25 protein-coding genes are annotated in these 22,332 nt (G+C 64.6%); 8 read left to right on the top strand and 17 right to left on the bottom strand.

The window, feature by feature from the left end; all coding sequences use genetic code 11:
- Positions 1-113 precede the first annotated feature (113 nt).
- The gene (locus IVB19_RS04250) at positions 114-1,121 is read left to right on the top strand and encodes a KpsF/GutQ family sugar-phosphate isomerase (RefSeq protein ID WP_166520846.1); all 1,008 of its coding nucleotides are present in this window, start codon (positions 114-116) and stop codon (positions 1,119-1,121) included.
- Positions 1,122-1,216: 95 nt separating this feature from the next.
- Here IVB19_RS04250 and IVB19_RS04245 read toward each other — a convergent pair whose 3' ends face one another.
- Entirely contained in the window at positions 1,217-1,774 is a 558-nt protein-coding gene (locus IVB19_RS04245) for a carboxymuconolactone decarboxylase family protein (protein ID WP_018453330.1), read from the bottom strand.
- 72 nt (positions 1,775-1,846) lie between these two features.
- On the opposite strand from IVB19_RS04245, the gene IVB19_RS04240 reads away from it, so the two are divergent.
- Positions 1,847-2,185, top strand: a complete 339-nt coding sequence (locus tag IVB19_RS04240; protein WP_204512442.1) for a winged helix-turn-helix transcriptional regulator — start codon at positions 1,847-1,849, stop codon at positions 2,183-2,185.
- Between the two features lie 112 nt (positions 2,186-2,297).
- Here IVB19_RS04240 and IVB19_RS04235 read toward each other — a convergent pair whose 3' ends face one another.
- The 4 genes from IVB19_RS04235 to hemH all read right to left on the bottom strand — a co-directional run bounded on the left by IVB19_RS04235 (position 2,298) and on the right by hemH (position 6,128).
- Positions 2,298-2,744: an NfeD family protein gene (locus tag IVB19_RS04235; RefSeq protein ID WP_007597152.1), complete on the bottom strand. Its 447-nt coding sequence runs from the start codon at positions 2,742-2,744 to the stop codon at positions 2,298-2,300.
- Positions 2,745-2,814: 70 nt separating this feature from the next.
- A complete protein-coding gene (locus IVB19_RS04230) occupies positions 2,815-3,816 on the bottom strand; it encodes an SPFH domain-containing protein (protein ID WP_007615156.1) in 1,002 nt (333 codons plus the stop codon).
- Positions 3,817-4,090: 274 nt separating this feature from the next.
- Positions 4,091-5,065 (bottom strand): ABC transporter substrate-binding protein, encoded by a 975-nt coding sequence (locus IVB19_RS04225; RefSeq protein WP_018453328.1) that lies wholly within the window; start codon positions 5,063-5,065, stop codon positions 4,091-4,093.
- Between the two features lie 25 nt (positions 5,066-5,090).
- The gene (gene hemH, locus IVB19_RS04220) at positions 5,091-6,128 is read right to left on the bottom strand and encodes a ferrochelatase (protein ID WP_018453327.1); all 1,038 of its coding nucleotides are present in this window, start codon (positions 6,126-6,128) and stop codon (positions 5,091-5,093) included.
- Between the two features lie 81 nt (positions 6,129-6,209).
- On the opposite strand from hemH, the gene IVB19_RS04215 reads away from it, so the two are divergent.
- Positions 6,210-6,608 carry an MAPEG family protein gene (locus tag IVB19_RS04215; protein ID WP_018453326.1) on the top strand — a complete coding sequence of 133 codons (399 nt, stop codon included), beginning with the start codon at positions 6,210-6,212 and terminating at the stop codon, positions 6,606-6,608.
- 153 nt (positions 6,609-6,761) lie between these two features.
- On the opposite strand, the gene IVB19_RS04210 is transcribed toward IVB19_RS04215, so the two are convergent.
- Genes IVB19_RS04210 through IVB19_RS04200 form a run of 3 tightly spaced genes read right to left on the bottom strand, consistent with a single transcriptional unit; the run spans position 6,762 to position 10,578 of the window.
- Positions 6,762-7,862, bottom strand: a complete 1,101-nt coding sequence (locus tag IVB19_RS04210; protein ID WP_018453325.1) for a nickel/cobalt transporter — start codon at positions 7,860-7,862, stop codon at positions 6,762-6,764.
- Positions 7,859-8,497 (bottom strand): DUF1007 family protein, encoded by a 639-nt coding sequence (locus tag IVB19_RS04205; RefSeq protein WP_247299312.1) that lies wholly within the window; start codon positions 8,495-8,497, stop codon positions 7,859-7,861. The genes IVB19_RS04210 and IVB19_RS04205 overlap by 4 nt, the downstream gene beginning before the upstream one ends.
- A complete protein-coding gene (locus tag IVB19_RS04200) occupies positions 8,497-10,578 on the bottom strand; it encodes a M3 family metallopeptidase (protein WP_018453323.1) in 2,082 nt (693 codons plus the stop codon). The genes IVB19_RS04205 and IVB19_RS04200 overlap by 1 nt, the downstream gene beginning before the upstream one ends.
- A gap of 135 nt (positions 10,579-10,713) precedes the next feature.
- Here IVB19_RS04200 and IVB19_RS04195 point away from each other — a divergent pair, with 135 nt between their 5' ends.
- From IVB19_RS04195 to IVB19_RS04175, 5 genes are all read left to right on the top strand, one after another.
- Entirely contained in the window at positions 10,714-10,968 is a 255-nt protein-coding gene (locus IVB19_RS04195; RefSeq protein WP_018453322.1) for a hypothetical protein, read from the top strand.
- 672 nt (positions 10,969-11,640) lie between these two features.
- Positions 11,641-12,783, top strand: a complete 1,143-nt coding sequence (locus IVB19_RS04190) for a type III PLP-dependent enzyme (protein WP_018453321.1) — start codon at positions 11,641-11,643, stop codon at positions 12,781-12,783.
- A gap of 132 nt (positions 12,784-12,915) precedes the next feature.
- Entirely contained in the window at positions 12,916-13,503 is a 588-nt protein-coding gene (locus IVB19_RS04185; protein WP_026232510.1) for a GNAT family N-acetyltransferase, read from the top strand.
- A gap of 144 nt (positions 13,504-13,647) precedes the next feature.
- Positions 13,648-14,037 carry a RidA family protein gene (locus IVB19_RS04180; RefSeq protein ID WP_018453319.1) on the top strand — a complete coding sequence of 130 codons (390 nt, stop codon included), beginning with the start codon at positions 13,648-13,650 and terminating at the stop codon, positions 14,035-14,037.
- A gap of 48 nt (positions 14,038-14,085) precedes the next feature.
- A complete protein-coding gene (locus tag IVB19_RS04175) occupies positions 14,086-15,528 on the top strand; it encodes a homospermidine synthase (protein WP_018453318.1) in 1,443 nt (480 codons plus the stop codon).
- Between the two features lie 213 nt (positions 15,529-15,741).
- On the opposite strand, the gene IVB19_RS04170 is transcribed toward IVB19_RS04175, so the two are convergent.
- The 9 genes from IVB19_RS04170 to IVB19_RS04130 all read right to left on the bottom strand — a co-directional run bounded on the left by IVB19_RS04170 (position 15,742) and on the right by IVB19_RS04130 (position 22,208).
- A complete protein-coding gene (locus tag IVB19_RS04170; protein ID WP_026232509.1) occupies positions 15,742-16,077 on the bottom strand; it encodes a hypothetical protein in 336 nt (111 codons plus the stop codon).
- 122 nt (positions 16,078-16,199) lie between these two features.
- Positions 16,200-17,219 (bottom strand): WD40 repeat domain-containing protein, encoded by a 1,020-nt coding sequence (locus IVB19_RS04165; protein ID WP_018453316.1) that lies wholly within the window; start codon positions 17,217-17,219, stop codon positions 16,200-16,202.
- Positions 17,219-18,262 carry a CobW family GTP-binding protein gene (locus IVB19_RS04160; RefSeq protein ID WP_026232508.1) on the bottom strand — a complete coding sequence of 348 codons (1,044 nt, stop codon included), beginning with the start codon at positions 18,260-18,262 and terminating at the stop codon, positions 17,219-17,221. Before IVB19_RS04160 ends, IVB19_RS04165 begins: the two co-directional genes overlap by 1 nt.
- A 54-nt stretch (positions 18,263-18,316) precedes the next feature.
- Positions 18,317-19,180: a metal ABC transporter substrate-binding protein gene (locus IVB19_RS04155; protein ID WP_018453314.1), complete on the bottom strand. Its 864-nt coding sequence runs from the start codon at positions 19,178-19,180 to the stop codon at positions 18,317-18,319.
- A gap of 5 nt (positions 19,181-19,185) precedes the next feature.
- Positions 19,186-20,055, bottom strand: coding sequence for a metal ABC transporter permease (locus tag IVB19_RS04150; RefSeq protein ID WP_007597190.1), 870 nt, complete (start codon positions 20,053-20,055; stop codon positions 19,186-19,188).
- A 6-nt stretch (positions 20,056-20,061) separates the two neighbouring features.
- A complete protein-coding gene (locus IVB19_RS04145) occupies positions 20,062-20,817 on the bottom strand; it encodes a metal ABC transporter ATP-binding protein (RefSeq protein ID WP_018453313.1) in 756 nt (251 codons plus the stop codon).
- Positions 20,818-20,819: 2 nt separating this feature from the next.
- Positions 20,820-21,056 (bottom strand): hypothetical protein, encoded by a 237-nt coding sequence (locus tag IVB19_RS04140; RefSeq protein ID WP_039798633.1) that lies wholly within the window; start codon positions 21,054-21,056, stop codon positions 20,820-20,822.
- A 43-nt stretch (positions 21,057-21,099) separates the two neighbouring features.
- The gene (locus IVB19_RS04135; RefSeq protein WP_018453311.1) at positions 21,100-21,600 is read right to left on the bottom strand and encodes a hypothetical protein; all 501 of its coding nucleotides are present in this window, start codon (positions 21,598-21,600) and stop codon (positions 21,100-21,102) included.
- Entirely contained in the window at positions 21,597-22,208 is a 612-nt protein-coding gene (locus IVB19_RS04130; RefSeq protein WP_018453310.1) for a permease, read from the bottom strand. Before IVB19_RS04130 ends, IVB19_RS04135 begins: the two co-directional genes overlap by 4 nt.
- Positions 22,209-22,332 lie beyond the last annotated feature (124 nt).

Here is a 22,332-nt window from a genome sequence, read left to right as displayed (position 1 = left end):
AAAACAATTATGGTTAACGACCGGTTGAGGGTCGGGTCGGGCTCGTCGCCTCGAAGGCCGCGGCGTGTTAAGCAGGCGCCAACGGGCGAAGGCCCCTCCTCCTGGACCAGAACATGCCGAGTTCGAAACCGCTGATGACCCAATCATCCGGCCCCATTCCCGACAGCGTCGAATCCGCACTCCGCACGCTGGAAACGGAGAGCGGCGGTATCAACGCGCTCGCCGCCGCCCTGCGCGGCCCGCTTGGCGCGAGCTTCGCCCAGGCGGTCGATCTGATCCGCAACGCGAAGGGCCGCGTCATCGTCACCGGGCTCGGCAAGTCGGGCCATATGGGCCGCAAGATCGCGGCAACGTTGGCCTCGACCGGCACGCCCGCCTTCTTCGTGCACACCGCCGAAGCCGCCCATGGCGACCTCGGCATGATTACCACCGACGACGTCATCATGGCGCTGTCCTGGTCCGGCGAGCAGCCGGAGATGAAGACTCTCGTGAACTATTCCGCAAGATTCGCAATCCCGATGATCGCGGTGACGTCGAACGCGGCATCCTCGCTGGGACAAGCGGCCGACGTCGTGATCGAGCTGCCGAAGGCGCGCGAGGCCTGCCCGCACAATCTGGCGCCGACCACCTCGACCCTGATGCAGGCCGCGATAGGCGATGCGCTTGCGATCGCGCTGCTCGAAGGCCGCGGCTTCACCGCGCTGGAGTTCGCGCATTTCCACCCCGGCGGCAAGTTAGGGGCGATGCTGAAATTCGTCCGCGACTACATGCGCACCGGTGCGGAAATCCCGGTCAAGCCGCTCGGCACCAAGATGTCGGACGCGGTGATGGAGATGTCCGCCAAGGGTTTGGGGTGCGTCTGCATCGTCAACGAGGCGAACGAGGCTCTCGGCATCATCACCGACGGCGATCTGCGCCGCCACATGCGGCCCGACCTGCTGACGGCGTCGGTCGACGACGTCATGACCAGGCAGCCGAAAACCGTACCGCCCTCGATGCTGGCCACCGAGATGATCGAGGTGCTCAACACCCGCAAGATCACGACGCTGGTCGTGACCGAGGCGGACAAGGTGGTGGGCATCGTGCACCTGCACGATCTGCTGCGGGCAGGCGTGGCGTAGGGAGCCACTCACCGTCATTGCGAGCGCAGCGAAACATCCAGAGTGCCACCGCGGAAAGACTCTGGATTGCTTCGCTACGCTCGCAACGACGGCGGCTAGAGCGGCGCAGGAAATCTTGCCGCCGTCTCCTCCAGCGGCAACCGCAGTCCGTTCGCCAGATACGAGACCGTGCGGTAGAAGCCGCACAGCAGCATGATCTCCAGGATCTGCGCCTCGTCGTAATGCGCCGACAGCGCAGCGAACTCAGCGTCGTCAAACGTCGCGCTGTGATGCAGCGCGTCGACGGCGGCGATCAGCGTCTGCTCGGCCGGGGACCAGCACGACGACGCCGCATCACCCTGCACGGTGGCGCGCACTTCCTCCTCGGTGAGTTTCGCCGGCCCGGCAAAGACCGCGACATGCACGCCCCATTCATATTCGCATTTGTTCAGCGCGCAGGTGCGGTCGATCACGATCTCGCGCTGGCGCAGCGACAGCGGTCCGGGATCGAGCAAGCCGCCGGCGCGAAACTTGTCCCAGGCGCGGGTGTGGCCCGCCATGACCCGGAACAGCAGCAGTGGCGGCGCGCCGCGCATGATGCGGTCGAACTGGGCCTGGATCTCCGGGGGATAAGGCGGGGTGAGCGGGGCAATGCGCGCTGTGACCGGGGACATTGGCCGCCTCTCTTGCTACATTTAACGTAGCATGAAGCTACACTATTTGTAGCACCGCGCAAGGGGGCGACGATGGCGAAACAGACCACTTCGAGATCGCGCGGCGTCCGTGGCCCGCGCAGCGGGCGGCCGATCATGGTGCTGCTCGACCTCCTCGGACGACGCTGGAGCCTGCGAATCCTGTGGGAGCTGCGCGACGCCCCCCTCACCTCGCGCGCATTGCGCACCGCCTGCGACGAGGCCTCGCCGACGGTGCTGCAGGCGCGGCTGGACGATTTGCGCGAGGCCGGGTTCGTGGAGCTCGGCGAAGCCGGCGGTTACGCGCTGACGGCGCTCGGGCGGGACTTGTGCGAGACGTTCATGCCGCTGCATAGGTTTGCGGAGCGGTGGCGCAGCAAGAGCGGCGCGTAAGTCTGGCGATGCCGTCCCGACTAGCTCGTCATTGCGAGCGAAGCGAAGCAATCCAGAATCTTTCCACCGGCAGCAGTCTGGATTGCTTCGCTGCGCTCGCAATGACGGTGGACTAAGCCGCCGCCACCGTCAGATTCGCGCCGTCCACTTGCACCACCTTCACACGCGTGCCCGCCGGCGTATCGGGACCTGCGACGCGCCAGACGGTGTCGCCGATGCGCATGGTGCCGTTGCCGTCGACGATCGGCTTCTCCAGCGTGAACTCGCGGCCGAGCAGCGCATCCGCGCGCTTGTTGAGGAAGGGGCTGGCGGCAATTGCATCCGGCTTCGGCCGGGCGAGCCGACGCCAAACCGGCACGGCGGCGGCGGCGAAGATCGCGAACATCACGAGCTGGATCTGCCAAGATATCGCCACTCCGAACGAGATCAGCCCGACCAGCAGCGCGGCGAGCCCGAGCCAGAACAGGAAGACTCCCGGCGCCAGCACCTCCAGCGCCATCAGGATGAAGCCGAAGATCAGCCAGTTCCAGGTGCCGAGCGATACGAACATGTCGGTCATGACACGACCTCTTTGAAATGGCGCATGCCCTTGTCGGAAAACCGGTGTCCACTTTTCCGGGGCATGCGCTTTACCCCTGCCGCGGCGGCACCGCCGGGGGCGTGCTCCCAGTCGTCGGCACCGAACCGCGACGAGCGGCGGCAGCGGCGGATGCAGCACTCTCGCCGAACGTCGCCTTGGCGATCTCGCCGATGCCGGCGAGCGAGCCGAGCATGCTGGTGGCCTCGATCGGCAGCATGATGATCTTCTGGTTCGGCGAGTCCGCAAACTGCCCGAACGCCTTGATATATTTGTCGGCGATAAAGTAGTTCAGCGCCGCGACGTCGCCCTTGGCAATGGCTTCACTGACCATCTGCGTCGCCTTGGCCTCAGCTTCCGCCGACCGCTCGCGTGCTTCGGCGTCGCGGAAGGCGGCCTCGCGGCGACCTTCCGCCTGGAGGATCTGGCCCTGCTTGGCACCCTCTGCGCGCAGGATCTCGGACTGGCGTGCACCTTCGGCCTGAAGGATGTCGGCGCGTTTGACGCGCTCGGCCTTCATCTGTCGGCCCATGGCTTCGACGAGGTCCGCCGGCGGCACAATGTCCTTGATCTCGATACGATTGACCTTGAGGCCCCAGGGCGAGACGGCGGCATCGACTACACGCAGCAGGCGCTCGTTGATTTCGTCGCGGTGCGACAACACCTGGTCGAGATCCATCGAGCCCATCACCGAACGGATGTTGGTCATGGTCAGCACGGTGACGGCTTGGGTCAGGTTAGAGACCTCGTAGCTCGCCTTGGCGGCATCGAACACCTGAAAGAAGGCGACGCCGTCGACCGTCACGGTGGCGTTGTCCTTGGTGATCACCTCCTGCTCGGGAATGTCGATCACCTGCTCCATCATGTTGATCTTGCGTCCGACGCGATCGAAATAGGGCACGATCAGATTGAGCCCGGGGCTCAGCGTCTGGGTGTATTTGCCGAACCGCTCGATGGTCCAGTCATAGCCCTGCGGCACCGTCTTCACGCCGGCCACCAGCGTGACGATGACGAGCAAGACCAGAACAATCGCGAAAATGTCGAAACCGCTCATATTTCCTCCAAGGCGGAAAAGATTGGCGGGAAAAGGCCTTTTCCGCGCTGTCATTGGTCGGGATCACGACCCCAAGGGTTCAGTAAAGTATTCAGTAAAGAGTTCAGAAGGATTCAAGGCTCAGCGGTCGTGCCTGATTTCGGCATCGGTAGGATTCTACACAAGACACCGGGAGAGGGAATGGTCGCGATTATGTATTTGCGAGGCGCTCTTGAAAGCGTGCTGGCGCACACCTAGCGACGACGTTAACGAATCCGGCGGTCGCAGCCAAATCCTACTCGATGACCTCGTTCGCGGTTGCGAGCAGGCTTGGCGGAAGCGTGACGCCGATCGCCTTGGCCGTCTTCAAGTTGATCGCCAGCTCGAACGTGGTCGGATTCTGGACCGGCAAGTCGGCCGCTCGCGCACCCTTCAGGATGCGATCGATATAGGTGGCGGCGCGGCGGAGCTGCTCGGCGCTGTCGGTGCTGTAGGACATCAAGCCACCCTCGTCGACGAAGGTCCGGCTCCAGAACACCGCCGGCACGCGCGCTTCATTGATGGCTGCCAGGAGAAGCGCACGGTTGGACATGGTGAAGAAATCCGGCAGCACCAGCAGGCCGCCGTCTTTCCGCAAGGCCAGGGCGGCGATCGAGGCCGTGTCATGGACCGGCGCGGGCACCACCGTCACATCGAGCGCGCGGCCGGCGTCTTCGATCGTCCGCAGCATCAGCGGCGCGAACGGCGCGGTGGCGGGATTGTAGACGACGGAAACGCGTGACGGCTTTGGCACGACCTGCGTAAGCATCTCCAGCCATTTGCCGGCCAGCGGGCCGTCGTAATCGGTGAAGCCGGTGATATTGCCGCCGGGATGGGCGAGATTCTGGACAAAGCCCTGGCTGACAGGATCGGTGACGACGGCGAAAACGATCGGGATCGTCGTCGTGCGCTGGCGCAGCTCCTCCACTGAGGGCGTGCCGACCGCAAGCAGGATGTCGGGCTTGAGCGCCACGAGTTCGTCGGCGAGTTGCGCGATCCGCGCGCGGTCGCCGCCGCCGTTGCGCCAATCGATCTCAAGGCTGCCGTCCTCCTTCCAGCCATGGCCGGCAAGCGCCTCGACCAGGACCGCGCTACGCGTCTGCCCGATCGCATCGTCCGCCGCAGTGACCGAGAGCACGCCGAGCCGGCGCGTCGCATTCGCTTGCGCCAGCACCGAGGCCGGCAGCATCGTGGTCACCCCAAGAAGCGCCAGAACCTCGCGGCGGTTCATGGGGCGCTCCTCGGATCCAGGCTCACTATATCCAGCCCTGGAGCTCGCGCAGCACCAGCGTTCGGATCACATCCATGCCGGGGTCGCTGTCGTTGAGGCAGGGGATCGCGGAAAACTGCTCCCCGCCATTGTGCTTGAAGATCTCGGCATTCTCCTGCGCGATCTCCTCCAGCGTCTCCAGGCAGTCGGCGGAAAAACCCGGCGTGATCACCGCGATACGGCGCACGCCCTCTTTCGCCAGACGCTCCATGGTCTTGTCAGTGTAGGGCTGCAGCCACTCGTCGAATCCGAAGCGCGACTGGAAGGTCAGCAGCAGCTTTGTCTCGTCCATGCCGAGCCGGCGCCGCAGCGCCTCGGTGGTCGCCACACATTGGTCCTGATAGGGGTCGCCCTTGTCGACATAGGCCTTCGGCATGCCGTGGAAGGAGGCGACGATCAGCTCTGGCTTGAACGACAGGCTCACCAGATGCGTCTCGATCGAGGTGGCGAGCGCCTCGATATAGGCTTCGTCCTCGTAGTAAGACGGCGTCACCCGCAGCGTCGGCTGCGCGCGCAGCCGCGCAAGCACGCGAAACACCTCATCGCAGACGGTGGCCGACGTCGCGGCGGAATATTGCGGATAGAGGGGGACGGCAAGAATGCGATCGCAGCCCTTCGCAATCAGCGCATCGACGCCCGACTTGATCGAGGGATTGCCGTAGCGCATAGCCCATTCCACCGTGACCTGGTCGCGGTCCGACAGCATGGCTCCGAGCTTGTCGCTCTGCGAGCGCGTGATGGTCTTGAGCGGCGACTCGTTCTTCTCGGTGTTCCAGATCTTGAGATAATCGCGCGCCTTGGCGCGGGGGCGGGTGCGCAGGATGATGCCGTTCAGCACCAGCTTCCAGATCAAGCCCTGATCCTCGATGACGCGGGCGTCCGAGAGGAACTCCTTCAGATAGACCCGCACGCCGCGCGCGTCGGCGGTATCGGGCGTGCCGAGATTGACCAGGAGTACGCCGACGCGCGGCTGGCCGGACTGAGGCAGCGGCTTCGTGGTCTTGAGAGGGGCTAGGGTTGTCATGCTCGTTGGGTCGCGCGTTGCCCCGAGCTTGTCAAGATCAGGCCGGTTTCGCTAGGGTCGCACCGAGGCGGGGGAGGAAAGATGACACTCGCGGAATGGTGCGTCTCCGGAGCGTTGCTGCTCTATTTGGTGACGATCGTCTCGGTCAAATGGATCAGGTTTCGCGGGTTCGACAATTCACGCCCGCGCGATCCCGCCTTCTACGAAGAGGCCATCGCGCAGCGCGCGCTCGGCGCCCACCAGAATGGTATCGAGACCTTTCCGTTCTTCGCCTTCGCGGTGCTGCTGGCCGAATTCCGGGACTCGCCGCAGCGGATGATCGACGAGCTCGCGGTGCTGTTCCTGATCGTACGGATCGCCTATGTGCTGACCTATCTCGGGAACCGCCCGACGCTGCGCTCCATCCTCTGGAGCATCGGCTTTGCGATCAATCTCGGGATCTTCTTCATGCCGGCGTTGAAGCAGTTCTTGCCGGTGTGACTCTCCCTTTGTGGGAGAAGGTGGCGCGAAGCGCCGGATGAGGGGTTCTATCGGCGAACGCAGCTGCAAGAGGATCGCTCGCGGAGACAACCCCTCACCCGTCTCGCCGCTACGCGGCGAGCCACCCTCGCCCACAAGGGGAGAGGGAAAAACTCAGAAACACGTCGTCCGTTCGGCCGCGATGTAACCCAACAACAGGCCTGCACCGAACAGCAGCACGAGGCCGGCGGCGGCGAATTCGATGCCGCGCATGAACAGCGCGCCGTTGCCGTCGCGTCCGGCGCTCAGGCGGGCGGCGATGTCCTTGGCGGAGACGGCGACCACGGCAATGACCGCGACGGTGATCGCGGTGCCGAGCCCCATCAGCAGAGTTGCGGCGATGCCGGCCCAGAACAGGCCTTGGGCCAACGCGAACACCAGCACCAGGATCGCGCCCGAACAGGGACGGATGCCGACGGTCAGGATCGCGGTAAAGCCGCGTCCCCAGCCTCCGAGGCCGGCGAGCTCGCTCGGCATGGGGCCGTGGGAATGGCCGCAATGCTCGTCATGGACGTGGTGATGCGCGTGGTGATGATGGGCGTGCGCATGATCGTGACGATGATGATCATGCGCATCATGATGGTGGTGACCGTGATCATGATGGTCATGCGGCACGCCCGCGATCGCCGACACCGGCTGAACCGCCTGCAGCGCACGGATGAAGGTGCGGCCCTTGACCCAGACCAGGCGCAGGCCGAAAAGCGCGATCAGGGCGTAGCTTGCGATCTCGATCGCGCCTTCCGCCTTGCACATGGTCCTGGCGGTCGCATTCAGCACCCAGGCCGAGATACCGACGATCAGGATCGCCACCAGCGACTGCATCAACGCGGATGCAAACGACAGCACGATGCCGCGCCTGACAGTCTCGCGATTGGCGACGAGATAGGAGGCGATCACCGCCTTGCCGTGGCCGGGCCCTGCGGCGTGGAAGATGCCGTAGGCAAAGGAGATGACGAGCAGCGTCCACACCGCCGAGCCGTCGGACTTGGCGGCGCGAATGGTCGCCGACATCTGGCGATAAAATTCCGATTGTTTTGCCAAGAGCCAGCCGATGAGGCCACTGGCCTCAGGCTCAGCCGCCCGCGCGGGTCTTGGTGCGCCAAACGGGTTCTGCGCGACGAGTTCGTGGAGGGCCGCGTCGGCCACGCCCGCAACCAGCAGAACGGCGGCACAGGTGAGCAGCCCACGTGCGAGCGGGGAGAGTTTCGACTTCAAGGGCAATCCACCGTGATCTTGTTGGCGAACATCATGCCGAAATTGGAGTTCTCGCCGTTCATGAAGGTCTGCTCGTTGAGCTTCTGCGCACTCGCGGTGCCGTCGCTCGGCCGCTCAAGTTTCATCTGGCAGCCGGCGGGCGCGCCGACCAGCTTGATCGGGTTGTCCTTGGCCATCTGGAAGTCAATGAAGAAGGAGCGGTCGAACACTTCGAGCATCAATTGCTTGGACCTGACCGGATTCTTCAGCGGCAGCGTGAAGTGCAGGGTCAGGACCGTATCCTTGTAGTCGAGGAAGTAGTCGACCGGCTCCTGGAATCGCTCCTTCTTGCCGTCGGCTCGCGCGAAGGTGAAGTAGGCATATTCCTTCAGCGACTCGACATTGGTCTGCGCCAGCGGTCCGAGCTCCTCGCGGGTATAGACGCCCTTGGTCTTGCTCTCGAGCCCCTGCACGGCATAGGCCGAGAACATGTCGTCAAACGTCCAGGCGTGGCGCACGCCGGTGATGGTGCCGTCCGCGGCATAGAGCAACTCGCTGGTCGCGGTGATCCAGACATGCGGGTGCGCCTGCGCCGCCCCGGCCACAAAGGTGAGGCCAGCGGCGAGCAGCAGCCCGAGCAGGGCGCGCACGCCCATCAGGCCGCCTTCGGGGCGTCAAGCAGACCTCGGCGACGCAGCAGCGCATCGGGCTCCGGCGGGCGGCCGCGGAAGGCCTCATAGGCGGCTTCCGGATCGACCGATCCGCCGCTCGAGTAGATGTCGTCGTGCAGGCGTTTTGCGACGGCGGGATCGAAGATGTCGCCGGCTTCCTCGAATGCGCCGAAGGCGTCGGCGTCCATCACCTCCGACCACATGTAGCTGTAATAGCCGGCGGCATAATGATCGCCGGTGAAGATGTGACCGAATTGCGTCGGACGGTGACGCAGCGAGATCTCCTCGGGCATGCCGATCTTCTCCAGCTCGCGTCTCTCGAAGGCGCGGACGTCCTGCGCGGCGGAGGCCGGCTGGGTGTGGAATTCGAGATCGATCAGCGCCGAGGAGACGAACTCGACCGTGGCGAAACCCTGGTTGAATTTTCGCGCGGCCAGGAACCGTTGCAGCAGATCGTCCGGCAGCGGCTCGCCGGTCTGGTAGTGGCGGGCAAACTTTTGCAGCACCTCGGGCCGCTCCTGCCAATGCTCGTACAGCTGGGAGGGCAATTCGACGAAGTCGGTGAACACGGAGGTGCCCGACAGCGACGGATAGGTCACGTTGGAGAGCATGCCGTGCAGGCCATGGCCGAACTCGTGGAACAGGGTGCGGGCATCGTCGGGCGACAGCAGCGAGGGTTCCCCGTCCGCGCCCTTGGAGAAGTTGCAGATGTTGAGGATCAGCGGCGCGACCTCGCCGTCGAGCTTCTGCTGGTCGCGCAGCGAGGTCATCCAGGCGCCGGAGCGCTTCGACGGCCGGGCGAAGTAATCGCCATAGAACAGCGCCTTGTGCTTGCCGTCCCGCCCCTTCATCTCCCAGACCCGGACGTCCGGATGCCAGACCGGCACGTTCTTGCGCTCCTCGAAAGTGACGCCGAACAGGCGCGTGGCACAGTCGAAGGCGGCGGCGATCATGTGATCGAGCGCGAGATACGGCTTGATCGCGGCGTCGTCGAAATTGGCGCGCTGAAGGCGCAGCTTTTCGGCATAGAAGCGCCAGTCCCAGGGGGCGAGCTTGAAATTGCCGCCCTCCTCCGTGATCAGCGCCTGCATGTCGTCGCGGTCGGCGAGCGCCCGCGCCCGGGCCGGCTTCCAGACCCGCTCCAGAAGGCCGCGCACCGCTTCCGGCGTCTTGGCCATGGAATCCTCGAGCCGGTAGGCCGCGAAGGTCGGATAACCCAGGAGATTGGCGCTCTCCTCGCGCAGCTTCAGGACCTCGACGATGGTCGCGTTGTTGTCGTTGGCATTGCCGTTGTCGCCCCGCGCGGTGAAGGCCTTGTAGACCTTCTCGCGCAGGTCACGCCGGGCCGAGCTCTTCAGGAACTGTTCGACCGAGGAGCGCGACAGGGTGACGATGGCCTTGCCGGCCATGCCGCGTTCTTCCGCCGCAGCCTTGGCGCTGGCGACAAAACTCTCCGGCAGGCCCTGGCGGTCGGCTTCGCCGAGCTCCATGAACCATTCCTGCTCGTCGCCGAGCAGATGATGACTGAAGCTGGTGCCGAGCTGGGCGAGTCTCTCGTTGATCTCCGCCATCCGCGTCTTGGCCTCTTCGGAGAGGCCGGCGCCGGAGCGGTGGAAGCGGGTGTAGGTGCGCTCGAGCAGGCGGAGCTGTTCCGGTGTCAGACCGAGATTGGCGCGGTTCTCGTGTAGCTGGGCAATGCGGCCAAACAGCACGGCGTTCATCATGATCGGATTCCAGTGCCGCGCCATCCGCAAGGAAACCTCCTTGTCGATCTCCAGAATGGCCGGGTTGGAATGCGCCGAGACGAGGTCGTAGAAGACCGACGCGACCTTGCTGAGCAGCTTGCCCGAGCGCTCCAGCGCCGTGATGGTGTTGGCGAAGTCGGGCGCGGTCGGGTCGTTGGTGATCGCTGCGATCTCGGCGGAGTGGTCGGCGAAGGCCTGCTCGAAGGCCGGGAGGAAGTGCTCCGGCTTGATTTCGTCGAAGGGCGGGGTCGCAAACGGCGTCACCCACGCCTTCAGCAGCGGGTTGGTCTCGGAGTCCGTAGTTTGGCGGGGTTCTGACATTACAAGTCCCGATTTGTGGCTCGATTGTTGCGGCCAGCTATAGCACGCGATAGGGCTTTTTTGGGCCGTTTGCCCTTGCTCCCGGCTGCCTTTTCGGTGAGATTGCGGCCCTCCAAGCCTAGGACCCCTGAGCTCATGAACGCGACCTCCTCGTCTTCCCGTCGGATCGTCTGGCCGAGCGTCATCACCGTCGTCAGCGCCGCCATCCTGATCGGCGCCGAGGTGTTCGGCGCGGCGTTTGCCGGCGGCTGGGCGCTCGCGATCCTGTTCGGGCTGGGCGAGCAAGGCACGCACATCCTTCAGGCCACGCTGTTTGCGCTCGGCGTGCTCGTGATGACGGCCTTCATCCGCGCCGCTCAACGCGTCGAGCCGTTCACGAAGCGCGGCTGAAGCGCGGACGCTCGCGAGTGACGCGCGCCGCGCAGAAAACTTAACGCGCGTTCATCTTTCGCGTCGCGCGCGCAACACTGCGCAAGCAGATGTTAGGCAATTCTGTTCGCAGCCTAAAAAATCTCTTGCGAAGCAGAGTCAAAACACTTATGTGCGGATTGCCCAATTTCGCACGTGCCTGTGGTCGTGTGTCAGTCGGTAGGTATCCGGACAAGAGGCCGGACAGCCGCCAAGGGGTGAAGAAGCCGAGGGGCTCTTCGGAAGTGTGGAAGTCGGAAGGCTCATCGCCGGAAGACGAAAGCAAACCCGGAGCGTCCAGCATCTCTCTCAAAGAGATGCCTTGTCGAAGGTGACTTTGCTCTTTGCAACCGTGACTGGCAGCCGGAGGCGAACCGGCGCACCCCGCTCTCAACGGGGGACGCGACTTAAAGCAACGACGGATCGGGCTTTTTTGGTCTCTACCGGCAGTCCAACGCCGGCGCGGGCTACTGAAAAGGCTTGTCCTTCATTGCCAGGTGTGCGGGCGGGAACATTCCCAACCAATCCACGGCAGCACAGTCTGATGTGAGTCTTTGGCTCGTCGCGCCTCCATCGCGCGATCTGGCCGGAGCGCTCTTATCCGACGTCATTTTTTGAACGGATCCCCGTCGCTGGGCCGTTTGGGAGAGTGCTATGACCGACCGTATCCAGGAATTCCTGCGCAACCGCCGCAGCGAGGGCCTCGACACCGAGCCGTGCCTCGTCGTCGACCTCGAAGTCGTGCGCGACAATTACCAGACCTTTGCCAAGGCGCTGCCCGACAGCCGCGTGTTCTATGCCGTCAAGGCGAACCCGGCGCCGGAAGTGCTGGCTTTGCTCGCCTCCATGGGCTCCTGCTTCGACACCGCGACGGTCGCCGAGATCGAGATGGCGCTGGCCGCCGGTGCGACGCCCGACCGCATCTCCTTCGGCAACACGATCAAGAAGGAGCGCGACATCGCGCGCGCCTTCGCGCTCGGCATTCGGCTGTTCGCGGTCGATTGCGCCGCCGAAGTCGAGAAGGTCGCCCGTGCCGCGCCCGGCGCAAAGGTGTTCTGCCGCATCCTCTATGACTGCGCCGGCGCCGAATGGCCGCTGTCGCGCAAGTTCGGCTGCGACCCGGAGATGGCCGTCGACGTGCTCGACGTTGCCAAGCGTCTGGGCCTGGAGCCGTGCGGCATCTCCTTCCATGTCGGCTCGCAGCAGCGCAAGGTGAAGGCGTGGGACCGTGCGCTGGCAATGGCCTCGCAGGTGTTCCGCGACTGCGCCGAGCGCGGCATCAACCTGACCATGGTCAACATGGGCGGCGGTTTCCCGACCAAGTACCTGAAGGACGTACCGCCGGTGGTGACCTACGGGCGCTCGATCTTCCGCGCGCTGCGCAAGCACTTCGGCAACCAGATTCCGGAGACCATCATCGAGCCGGGCCGCGGCATGGTGGGCAACGCCGGCATCATCGAGTCCGAAGTCGTGCTCATCTCGAAGAAGAGCGACGAGGACGAGGTGCGCTGGGTCTATCTGGACATCGGCAAGTTCGGCGGTCTCGCCGAGACCATGGACGAGTCGATCCGTTACGCCATCCGCACCCCGCATGACGGCGCGGACATGACGCCGTGCGTGCTCGCGGGCCCGACCTGTGACAGCGCCGACGTGCTGTACGAGAAGAACCCGTATCCGCTTCCGGTGACGCTCGAGATCGGCGACAAGCTGCTGATCGAAGGCACCGGGGCCTATACGTCGACCTACTCGGCGGTGGCTTTCAACGGCATCCCGCCGCTGAAAACCTACCACATCTGATCCGCCTCGCGTCTGAGGCCTGACGAACCCGGGAACCGGCTTGCCGGCTCCCTCCCTGACATTTCGATTTCTGACGACGCCTTGAACCGGCGTGCTTTGCGCACGTCAGTTTCAAGCGGGGACTGACGCGCCATGACTGCTCTTCGGAAGACACAAATTGACCCCACTTCGAAAGCCGCTCCGTTCGCGATCCGTGCGGAGCGTGCTGTCGACGTTGCGATGCGTGAAGCGCTGCTCGATGCGTCCTTTGGCGAGAACCGCCATGGCCGTACCTGTCAGCGCCTGCGTGACGGACGCGCCCCCGCTGCCGGCCTTGCGCTGGCCGCGATGCGCGAGGGGAAGCTCGTGGGAACCGTGCGGCTGTGGCACGTCAGCGCCGGAGGCAGGCCCGCTCTGGTCCTCGGACCGCTGGCGGTGGACCCTGCCTGCCGCGAGCTCGGGATCGGCGCCGCGCTGATGCAACAAGCGCTGGCTGCCGCCCGGGCGCGCGGGCATGCCGCCGTGATCCTGCTCGGCGATGCCCCCTATTACGCCCGCTTCGGCTTCTCGGCCGCCAACACCGGCGAGCTGTCGCTGCCCGGTCCGTTCGAGCGCGACCGCCTGCTGGCGATCGAATTCACGACAGGCGCGCTGGACGGCGCCGCCGGGATGATCGTCCCGACTGGTGCGGCCCTGCCCAAACGGAGGGTAGTTCGCGCCCTCCAGGCGCGCGCGGCTTAAGGGATCGCCATGATGGCGACGACCTAGCCGCGTTAAGCGGCAACGCCCGGCTGTGCCTGCGTTAAGCTCCATTCCTTTGGGGTTGCGCAGGCCGGCAAATTGCGTAAACCCCACGAAATTCCTCTTCAGTCGAGGCCTACGACCATGTCCCGCCGCCTGATTTCCACCGGCTCCCCGTTCGAGAAGACCGCCGGCTACAGCCGCGCCGTGATCGACGGCGAGTTCGCCTTCGTCGCGGGTACCACCGGCTACGACTACACCACCATGACGATGCCGGCCGATGTCACGAGCCAGTCACGCAACTGCTTCAAGACCATCGAAGCTGCCCTGAAGGAGGGCGGCTTCGAGATGGCCGACATTGTCCGCGTCACCTATTACCTCACCGACGCCAAGAACGCAGACGCGCATTTCGCGGTCTGCGGCGAAGTCCTCGGCGAGATCCGCCCGGCCGCCACGCTTCTCGTCGTCTCGGCGCTCTACAAGCCCGAGATGAAAGTCGAGATCGAAGCCACTGCCAAGCGCCGCAGCACCTGAGCCATCCCTCACCATTTGCTCGCCAGCACGTTCCGGAGAAACCATCCTATGAGCCCCGCCTCGCAGATCTACGCGAAGATCACTGGCCCCATCGTCATGGTCGGCTTCGGCTCCATCGGCAAAGGCACGCTGCCGCTGATCGAGCGGCATCTCGATTACGACAAATCGCGCATCACCGTGATCGATCCCAAGGACGAGGGTCGCAAGGCGCATTGCGAGAAGCACAATGTGCGCTTCATCCAGAAGGGTGTGACCAAGGACAATTACCGCGAGTTGCTGACCCCGCTGCTCACCGAAGGCGGCGGCCAGGGCTTTTGCGTCAATCTCTCGGTCGACACCGGCTCCACCGACATCATGGAGCTCTGCAACGAGCTCGGCGCTCTCTATATCGACACCGTCAACGAGCCCTGGCTCGGCTTCTATTTCGATTCGTCGAAGGGCCCGGAGGCGCGCTCCAACTACGCCCTTCGCGAAGCGACGCTGGCCGCCAAGAAGGCGCGCCCCGCGGGGTCGACGACGGCCGTCTCCTGCTGTGGCGCCAATCCCGGCATGGTCTCGTTTTTCGTCAAGCAGGCGTTGCTCAACGTCGCCGCCGATCTGAAGCTCAATGCCCCCAAGCCGAAGACCAAAGCCGAATGGGCGGACTTGATGCGACAGGCCGGTATCAAGGGCATCCATATCGCCGAACGCGACACCCAGCGCTCCAAGAAGCCGAAAGAGCCCGATGTCTTCGTCAACACCTGGTCGGTGGAAGGTTTCCTGTCGGAAGGCGTGCAGCCCTCCGAGCTCGGCTGGGGCACCCACGAAAAATGGATGCCCGAGAATGCGCGGACTCACGAAGCCGGCTGCGGCGCTGCCATCTATCTGATGCAGCCCGGCGCCAACACGCGCGTGCGCACCTGGTGCCCGACCCGCGGCGCGCAATATGGCTTCCTCGTCACCCACAACGAGTCGATCTCGATTGCCGACTATTTCACCGTGCGCGACGCATCGGGCACGGCGGTCTATCGGCCGACCTGCCACTACGCCTATCATCCGGCTGACGATGCCGTGCTGTCGCTGCATGAAATGTTCGGCCGCGCCGCGAAGATGCAGGAAAAGCACCACATCCTCGACGAGAACGAAATCGTCGACGGCATCGACGAACTCGGCGTGCTGCTGTTCGGCCATGACAACAATGCCTACTGGTACGGCTCGCAGCTCTCGATCGAAGAGACCCGCAAGCTCGCGCCCTATCAGAACGCCACCGGTCTGCAAGTGACCTCCGCCGTGCTCGGCGGCATGGTGTGGGCGCTAGAAAACCCGAACGAGGGCATCGTCGAAGCCGACGAGATGGATTTCGATCGTCTGCTGGAAATTCAGCTGCCGTATCTCGGCCCGGTGAAGGGTTTTTATACCGACTGGACGCCGCTGACGGATCGTCCGGGACTGTTCCCGGAGGACATCGACACGAGCGATCCCTGGCAGTTCCGGAATGTTCTGGTGCGGTGAGGCGGCGTCGCGCCACGGCCACTGCTGTCATGCCCCGCGACCCGGCTACGCCAAGGCTTAGCCGAGGTTGAGGTCCAGGCGCGCCGAAGCTTTAGCGTAAGCGGCAGGCGGGGCATCCAGTACGCCGCAGCATCTCCGTATCCACGCACAGCCTCTGGAATACTGGATCGTCCGCCTTCGCGGACGATGACAGCACCCGCGTAGATGCAGAACCTACTTCCTCTCGATCGGCGGCGCGATCTTCTCGGCTGGGGCTGGCGGCAATGCTGGTTTCGCCGCGCCGGCAGCGCCCTGCGTCTGCGGTTCGGGCCGCGCGGGCTCTGGGGCGGGCGTGGTCGGCCGGTCGCCGCCGGGCTTGGCTTCCGCGGGCTTATTCTGATCGTCGGACGGCGTGCCCTGAAGGGGTTGCGTCGCTTGGGCTGTCTGCATCCGGGTCTCGGCGCGGATTTGCGCCAGCGACATGCCTGACACCACGACGCCTGCCGCGAACAGCGAGCAGGCGACCATCAAGTCGAGCTTCAGTCTGCGCTTGTCATATTGGCCGGGCATGTCGATCACCGCCTTTGTCTGCGGGATCAACGAAATTGCCGCTCTGCGGTTCCCGCCCGTGGCGGCCGGAACTCGACGGCTGCGCGCCACATGGCCCCATCCACGGTCGGAACGATGACAGATTAAAGCTCGAGCAGGCCGCCATCACCATTTTCGTCGGCGAACGCCAACAGCGTCCCCTTCGCGTTCCAGGCGAGCGCGGCGACTGCGGGCGTGCCGTTGCGGCGGACGAGGATCTCGGCGCCGTCCTCCAGACGGACCATCAGCACGGTGCCGTCGCTGTAGCCGGCGGCGAAGATGTCGTTCCTGGGGTGGCAGGCGACGACCGACACGCGCGCCTGCAGCGGCGCGAGCATCGCTGGCTCCTTGCCCATCGGGCCATCCTTGCTAGCGAACGGCCACAGGATCACCGTGTCGGCGCCCGAGGTCGCCAGCGCCTTGCCGCCCGCGCTCCACGACATCGAGCGGACGCGGCTGGGATAGCCGGTCATGCGCATGTGCCTGTTGTCGGCAAGCCGCCAGCCGTGCAGCGCCGATTCGTGCATCGTGGTGACCAGGAATTTGTTGTCCGGGCTGAAGGTGACGCCGAGATGCGAGCCGGCCCAAGGCAGGAATTCGGCCGACCCCGCCATGTTGGGAAACCACAGCGTCGCGCCGTTGTAATGGGCGATCGCGAGACGCTGGCCCTTCGGCGCAAACGCGAGGCCGCCGACGGTCGAGGGCACCTCGAGCGACTTCTCCTCGCTCTTGCCGCTCTTGAAGAAAGCAGTCTTGCCAGCCGACCAGGCGTAGGCACCGTCCGGATGCAGCGCCACCGCATCGATCCAGCGCCGTTTCGGGTCGGTCGCAAGCAGCGTCACTTCGCCTTTGGCCTCGAGCGACACGACTTTTCCATCGTCGCCGCCCATCACGAGGCGCTTGCCGTCGGAGGCGGCCGAGAGAATGCCGCCGCTGTGCACGGCGATCTTGCTGATCTCACCCTGGCTATCCACGAGCGCGACATTCTCCTCGCCGCCGACGAAGGCGGCGCGGTTGCCAAGGAAATGCACGGAGGTCACGACCATGCCGAGCGCGAGCGGTTTGACGCGCTCGGTGACGGAGACGATCGAGGCGGAATCGGCGGGTGGCGTAAACTCTTTCATCACGAGACGATGCAGCTCTCAAAACCCTGGCGAATGAGGTCTTGCGGCAATTCGCGACCGATGAAGACGAGGCGGCTCTCGCGCGGCTCGCCGTCCTTCCATTTGCGCTGGTGGTTGCCCTCCAGCATCATGTGGACACCCTGAAAGACGTAGCGGTCATCATCGTCGTGGAAAGCAAGGATGCCCTTGGAGCGCAGGATCTTGCCGCCCTCCACCTGCACCAGGTTCTGAAGCCAGGGCATGAACACGTTCGGATCGAGCGGCTTGTCGGTCTTGAGTGACAGCGACTGCATGTCCTCGTCGTGATAGTGCTTCAGGCCGTGGCTGTGATCATGATTGTGATGATGGTCGTGATGGTGATGATCATGGTCGTGGTCATGATCCTCGGCATTCAGGAAGTCCGGCTCGATGTCGAGGATGCGGTCGAGGTCGAAAGCGCCGCGGTCGAGCACGTCCGCCAAAGCCACCGAGCAGCGCTCGGTGCGATGCAGTTTCGCATAGGGATTGATGGCGCGGATGCGGGCCTCGACCTCGGCAAGTTCTCCCTTGGAAACGAGATCGATCTTGTTCAGCACGATGACGTCGGCAAAGGCGATCTGGTTCTTGGCCTCAGGTGCATCCTTGAGGCGGTCGGATAGCCATTTGGCGTCCGCAACCGTGACCACCGCATCGAGGCGCGCGCTCTTCTGCACGTCCTCGTCGACGAAGAAGGTCTGGGCGACGGGGGCCGGATCGGCAAGACCGGTGGTCTCGACGATGATGGCGTCGAACTTGCCCTTGCGCTTCATCAGGCCTTCCATGATGCGCACGAGATCGCCGCGCACGGTGCAGCAGATGCAGCCGTTGTTCATTTCGAACACTTCCTCATCGGCACCGATGATGAGGTCGTTGTCGATGCCGATCTCGCCGAATTCGTTGACGATGACGGCGTATTTCTTGCCGTGGTTTTCCGACAGGATGCGGTTCAACAGCGTGGTCTTGCCCGCACCGAGATAGCCGGTCAGGACGGTCACGGGAATTTTTGGGGCGGTCGCTTCAGACATAACAACTCCGGACTTCGGGCTTTTCGCGCGACGCGAGGCGGGGTGGCCCCTGCCCTAGTGGTCAAGCGCACTGGTCAGGGCCTTTATATTGTGCCTGACCATATCAATGTAAGTGGGTGCAGGCCCCTTTTCGCCGGTCAAACCGTCCGAAATCAGGGTCCCGCCGACTTTTGAGCCGGTCTCCGCCGCGATCCGCCGGATCAGCCGGTCGTCGCTGATATTTTCCAGGAACACGGCTGGGATTTTTTGGGCCTTGATCTGGCCGATGATGGTGGCGATGTCCCGCGCGCTGGGCTCGGTTTCCGTGGAGACGCCGAGCGGCGCGATGAACTGGACGCCGTATTCGGCGGCGAAATAGCCGAAAGCGTCATGGGTCGAAATCACCTTGCGACGCTCCTGCGGGATCTTGGCCACGGCTGCGCGGACCTCGCGGTCGAGCGTTTCGAGCTTTTCCAAATAGGCCTTGGCCCGGGCGCGGAAGAACTCCGCATCGTCAGGGTCGACCGCGGCCAGCGCATTGGCGATGTCGGTGACGTAGATTTTGGCGTTGGGGACCGACTGCCAGCCATGCGGATCTGCGGCCGAGCCGAGCTTGAGCGGCGCGATGCCGGCGCTCACGATAACCACCTGCGCCTTGCTGCCCGAGGACTGCACGAGCCGTGGCAGCCAGCCCTCGAGACCAAGCCCGTTGACGATGACCAGCTTTGCGTCCGCGATCCGCTTCGCATCGCTTGGCGCGGGCGCGTAGACATGGACGTCGCTGTCGGCCCCGACCAACGTCGTCAGATTGATCCGGTCGCCGCCGACATTACGGACGAAGTCGGCCAGGATCGAGAAGCTCGCGACGACTTTCAGTTGCTCAGCGGCGTGCAGCGGCGAGGCGATCAGCATAAGCACACAAAGCAGGATGCGCCGCATCGCTATCACGCTTCCAAATGCCGGCCGGGAAACAGCTGCCTAACGACGCCGCCGACCCGGCCGAACAGGACGGAGACGGTGTAGAGCGCGCTTGCCACCAGAATGATCGCAGGACCCGACGGCACACGGGTCTGGAACGACAGCACGAGACCTGCATAGCCGGACACGGCGGCAGCGACGACCGCGATGCAGATCATGACGGTGAGATCGCGCGACCAGAACCGCGCGATGCCGGCCGGCAGGATCATCAGGCCGACCGCGAGCAGCGTGCCGAGCGCCTGAAAGCCGTTGACGAGGTTGATCACGACCAGCGCGAGGAAAGCGAGATGCGCAGGCCCGCCGGCCCGGCTGACGGTGCGCAAAAACAGCGGATCGACGCTTTCGATCACCAGCGGACGGTAGATCACGGCGAGCACCAGCAGCGTGACCGTGGCGTTGAATGCGACGACCAGCAGCGTCTGGTCGTCCATCGCGAGAATATTGCCGAACAGCACGTGCAGCAGGTCGATATTGGTGCCCTTGATCGAGACGATGGTGACGCCGAGCGCCAGCGAGGCCAGATAGAAGGTCGCGAGCGAGGCATCCTCCTTCAACCCGGTCGAGCGCGCGACGAGGCCTGCGAGGATTGCGACGGCAAAACCTGCGATCAGGCCTCCGGCCGTCATCGCGAACAGATTGAGGCCGGAGAGCAGGAAACCGACAGCGGCGCCGGGGAGGATTGCATGTGCCATGGCGTCGCCGACCAGGCTCATCCGCCGCAACATCAGGAACACGCCGATCGGCGCACCCGCGAGCGACAGCGCGATAACGGCCGCGAGCGCACGTCGCATGAACTCGAATTCGGTGAACGGGCCGATCAACGCGTCATAGAGCATCGGATATCAAGCCGCCCGTGAGCGGGCATCATCGGCCGAGCAGGTGGCGGCGCTGTCGTCGAAGGCTTCGCACATCCGCATTGCGACCAGCAGGTTTTCCGGCGTCAGCACCTCCGCCGTCGGCCCCCACACCACGGGACCGCGCGCCAGCACCAGCGTCTCGCTGAAATGGGTGCGCACCATCTCCATGTCGTGCAGTGCGGCGAGCACTGTGCGGCCCTCGCCATGCCAGTGCTTCACCAGCGTCAGCAGATCAGCCGTGGTCTTGCTGTCGATGGCGTTGAAGGGCTCGTCCAGCACGATCAGCCGCGCGTCCTGGAGCAGTACGCGCGCGAACAGCACGCGCTGCATCTGGCCGCCCGAGAGCGTGCCGATTGGGCGGTTTTCGAAACCGTTGAGGCCAACGGAAGCGATCGCGCGGAGGATCTTTTCGCGCGCCGCCTTGCCGATGCCGCCGAACAGGCCGGTCCCACGCCACAGCCCGGTGGCGACGAAGTCCAGCACCGAGATCGGGAAGCTGCGGTCGATCTCCGCACTCTGCGGCAGATAGGCGATATCGCGGCTGTCGAGCCCGCCGAGATGGATGCTGCCGTCGAGCGGCCTGAGGATGCCGACGATGCCCCGCAGCAGCGTCGACTTGCCGGCGCCGTTCGGGCCGATCACGGCCAGCAGCGCGCCCGGCGCGACCTCCCCATTGAGGTGGTGCACGGCCGGATGGCGGTCATAGCCGAGCGTAACGTTGTGGAAATGCAGCGCCGCCATGGTCACCTCATCGCCAGGAAGACCACGCCCCAAAGCACGGCGCAGACCGCGAGCGCGGCCGCGAGACGGGCGGCCATCGTCATGCGCAGGATCGACCAGTGCGCCGCCTGAGCCGGATGCGGAGAGGCCGCACCGTGGACATGTGCGTGGGTGTGATCGTGTCCATGCGAATGCCCGTCGTCATGGGAATGGCTATGAGCATGATCGCTATGATGGGCTTGGGACGCGGCGGGAACCATTCCTGGATGTTATATTATAACATTACAGCTGTCCATGCCGGGCTCAGGGTTTGCCGATCAGCATGGCGATGGCGGCGGCGACGAACGGGAACGGCACCGAAACCGCGCAGCGGAACCAGACGAAACGGGCCGGCATGAACGGAATTTCCCACAAAATCACCCGTTGGAAGGCAAATAGCGCCCAAGCGACGACATAGGCGACCACCTGCGGCACCCCACCACCCGATTTCAGGGCCACCGTCCCGATCGAGAACCCGATCACCGGGCCACCGGGCGTCGCGGCCCCGGCGACCACGGCAGTCGCGACCCCGAGCCAGCCGCTGTCCGGGCCGAGCCAGCCGCTGATCACCTCCTGTGGGATGATAGCGGCGATGTAGCCGGAGCCGATCACCCCCAGCGCGATCCGCGGCACGATGTTGATGAAGTCCATCGAGCCTTCGCGCAGCGAGGCCTTGAACACTGGTGGGCCGCGGCGAAAGGCGATCAGGCCGACGCCGAACACCGAACCCCACAACAGGATGTCGATCAGGAGCGCGGCGCTCATGTCTCGTCGTCCTTCATGGCCGGCTTCGGATAAAGCCGGACATAGACGAAGCGGCCGAGCGCGCCTGCGAGCACCGGCAACGGCAGCGAGATGACGATGCGCCACAGCGTGAAGTCGGTGCCCATAATCGGGATTTCCCAGGCGACCGCCCGGCCATAGCCGATCAAGGTCCAACTCACGACCATGGCGATGGTGGCACCGAAATCGGCGCCGACCGCCAGCAGCGCACTCGCCACGGGATAGGCGGTGAAGGGACCGCCGGGCAGGATCGCGCCGAAGGCGGTGCCGATCAGAAGGCCTTTCAGGCCCGATTTCGGCCCGAGCGCGCGCGAGACTTTTTCGTGCGGCAGGATCTCGGAGATGAACGCACCGAGCAGGCAGCCGGCCAGCACGCGGGGCAGGATGCCGCCGAACAGCGAGAGATCGTGGGTCAGTATCTCGAGAACACCGTCGGTGCCATCACGCCGCCAGACCAGACCTGCGCTCACCGCCACAAGGGCTGCGATGATGATGGTCGACCAGCCGATCGGCTTGCGCACGCGACCCGGCCGCGGCTCGGATTCCGCGTCCTCGGCGGATGCCGGGTCTTTCGAGGAAGGATCTGACAACGGGCGCGTTCGGCTCGAGGGCGATGCCCGTCCTGCTTAAGGGCGCCGCAGATGCGATGCAAACAGTACGATGACGGGAGCGATGCGCACCTCGCGCAGGGCCATGCGAGGCGAAGTGCGAATT

Source organism: Bradyrhizobium sp. 187 (assembly GCF_023101005.1).
In the GTDB taxonomy this organism is placed as follows: domain Bacteria; phylum Pseudomonadota; class Alphaproteobacteria; order Rhizobiales; family Xanthobacteraceae; genus Bradyrhizobium; species Bradyrhizobium canariense_D.
This window is presented reverse-complemented; position numbering and strand designations above follow the sequence as displayed.

What these genes read in the sequence shown, in the direction of transcription:
- IVB19_RS04250 (WP_166520846.1), top strand. Translation starts at nt 114, where the DNA reads ATGCCGAGTTCGAAACCGCTGATGACCCAATCATCCGGCCCCATTCCC.
- IVB19_RS04245 (WP_018453330.1), bottom strand. Translation starts at nt 1,774, where the DNA reads ATGTCCCCGGTCACAGCGCGCATTGCCCCGCTCACCCCGCCTTATCCC.
- IVB19_RS04240 (WP_204512442.1), top strand. Translation starts at nt 1,847, where the DNA reads ATGGCGAAACAGACCACTTCGAGATCGCGCGGCGTCCGTGGCCCGCGC.
- IVB19_RS04235 (WP_007597152.1), bottom strand. Translation starts at nt 2,744, where the DNA reads ATGACCGACATGTTCGTATCGCTCGGCACCTGGAACTGGCTGATCTTC.
- IVB19_RS04230 (WP_007615156.1), bottom strand. Translation starts at nt 3,816, where the DNA reads ATGAGCGGTTTCGACATTTTCGCGATTGTTCTGGTCTTGCTCGTCATC.
- IVB19_RS04225 (WP_018453328.1), bottom strand. Translation starts at nt 5,065, where the DNA reads ATGAACCGCCGCGAGGTTCTGGCGCTTCTTGGGGTGACCACGATGCTG.
- hemH (WP_018453327.1), bottom strand. Translation starts at nt 6,128, where the DNA reads ATGACAACCCTAGCCCCTCTCAAGACCACGAAGCCGCTGCCTCAGTCC.
- IVB19_RS04215 (WP_018453326.1), top strand. Translation starts at nt 6,210, where the DNA reads ATGACACTCGCGGAATGGTGCGTCTCCGGAGCGTTGCTGCTCTATTTG.
- IVB19_RS04205 (WP_247299312.1), bottom strand. Translation starts at nt 8,497, where the DNA reads ATGGGCGTGCGCGCCCTGCTCGGGCTGCTGCTCGCCGCTGGCCTCACC.
- IVB19_RS04200 (WP_018453323.1), bottom strand. Translation starts at nt 10,578, where the DNA reads ATGTCAGAACCCCGCCAAACTACGGACTCCGAGACCAACCCGCTGCTG.
- IVB19_RS04195 (WP_018453322.1), top strand. Translation starts at nt 10,714, where the DNA reads ATGAACGCGACCTCCTCGTCTTCCCGTCGGATCGTCTGGCCGAGCGTC.
- IVB19_RS04190 (WP_018453321.1), top strand. Translation starts at nt 11,641, where the DNA reads ATGACCGACCGTATCCAGGAATTCCTGCGCAACCGCCGCAGCGAGGGC.
- IVB19_RS04185 (WP_026232510.1), top strand. Translation starts at nt 12,916, where the DNA reads ATGACTGCTCTTCGGAAGACACAAATTGACCCCACTTCGAAAGCCGCT.
- IVB19_RS04180 (WP_018453319.1), top strand. Translation starts at nt 13,648, where the DNA reads ATGTCCCGCCGCCTGATTTCCACCGGCTCCCCGTTCGAGAAGACCGCC.
- IVB19_RS04175 (WP_018453318.1), top strand. Translation starts at nt 14,086, where the DNA reads ATGAGCCCCGCCTCGCAGATCTACGCGAAGATCACTGGCCCCATCGTC.
- IVB19_RS04170 (WP_026232509.1), bottom strand. Translation starts at nt 16,077, where the DNA reads ATGCCCGGCCAATATGACAAGCGCAGACTGAAGCTCGACTTGATGGTC.
- IVB19_RS04165 (WP_018453316.1), bottom strand. Translation starts at nt 17,219, where the DNA reads ATGAAAGAGTTTACGCCACCCGCCGATTCCGCCTCGATCGTCTCCGTC.
- IVB19_RS04160 (WP_026232508.1), bottom strand. Translation starts at nt 18,262, where the DNA reads ATGTCTGAAGCGACCGCCCCAAAAATTCCCGTGACCGTCCTGACCGGC.
- IVB19_RS04155 (WP_018453314.1), bottom strand. Translation starts at nt 19,180, where the DNA reads ATGCGGCGCATCCTGCTTTGTGTGCTTATGCTGATCGCCTCGCCGCTG.
- IVB19_RS04150 (WP_007597190.1), bottom strand. Translation starts at nt 20,055, where the DNA reads ATGCTCTATGACGCGTTGATCGGCCCGTTCACCGAATTCGAGTTCATG.
- IVB19_RS04145 (WP_018453313.1), bottom strand. Translation starts at nt 20,817, where the DNA reads ATGGCGGCGCTGCATTTCCACAACGTTACGCTCGGCTATGACCGCCAT.
- IVB19_RS04140 (WP_039798633.1), bottom strand. Translation starts at nt 21,056, where the DNA reads ATGGTTCCCGCCGCGTCCCAAGCCCATCATAGCGATCATGCTCATAGC.
- IVB19_RS04135 (WP_018453311.1), bottom strand. Translation starts at nt 21,600, where the DNA reads ATGAGCGCCGCGCTCCTGATCGACATCCTGTTGTGGGGTTCGGTGTTC.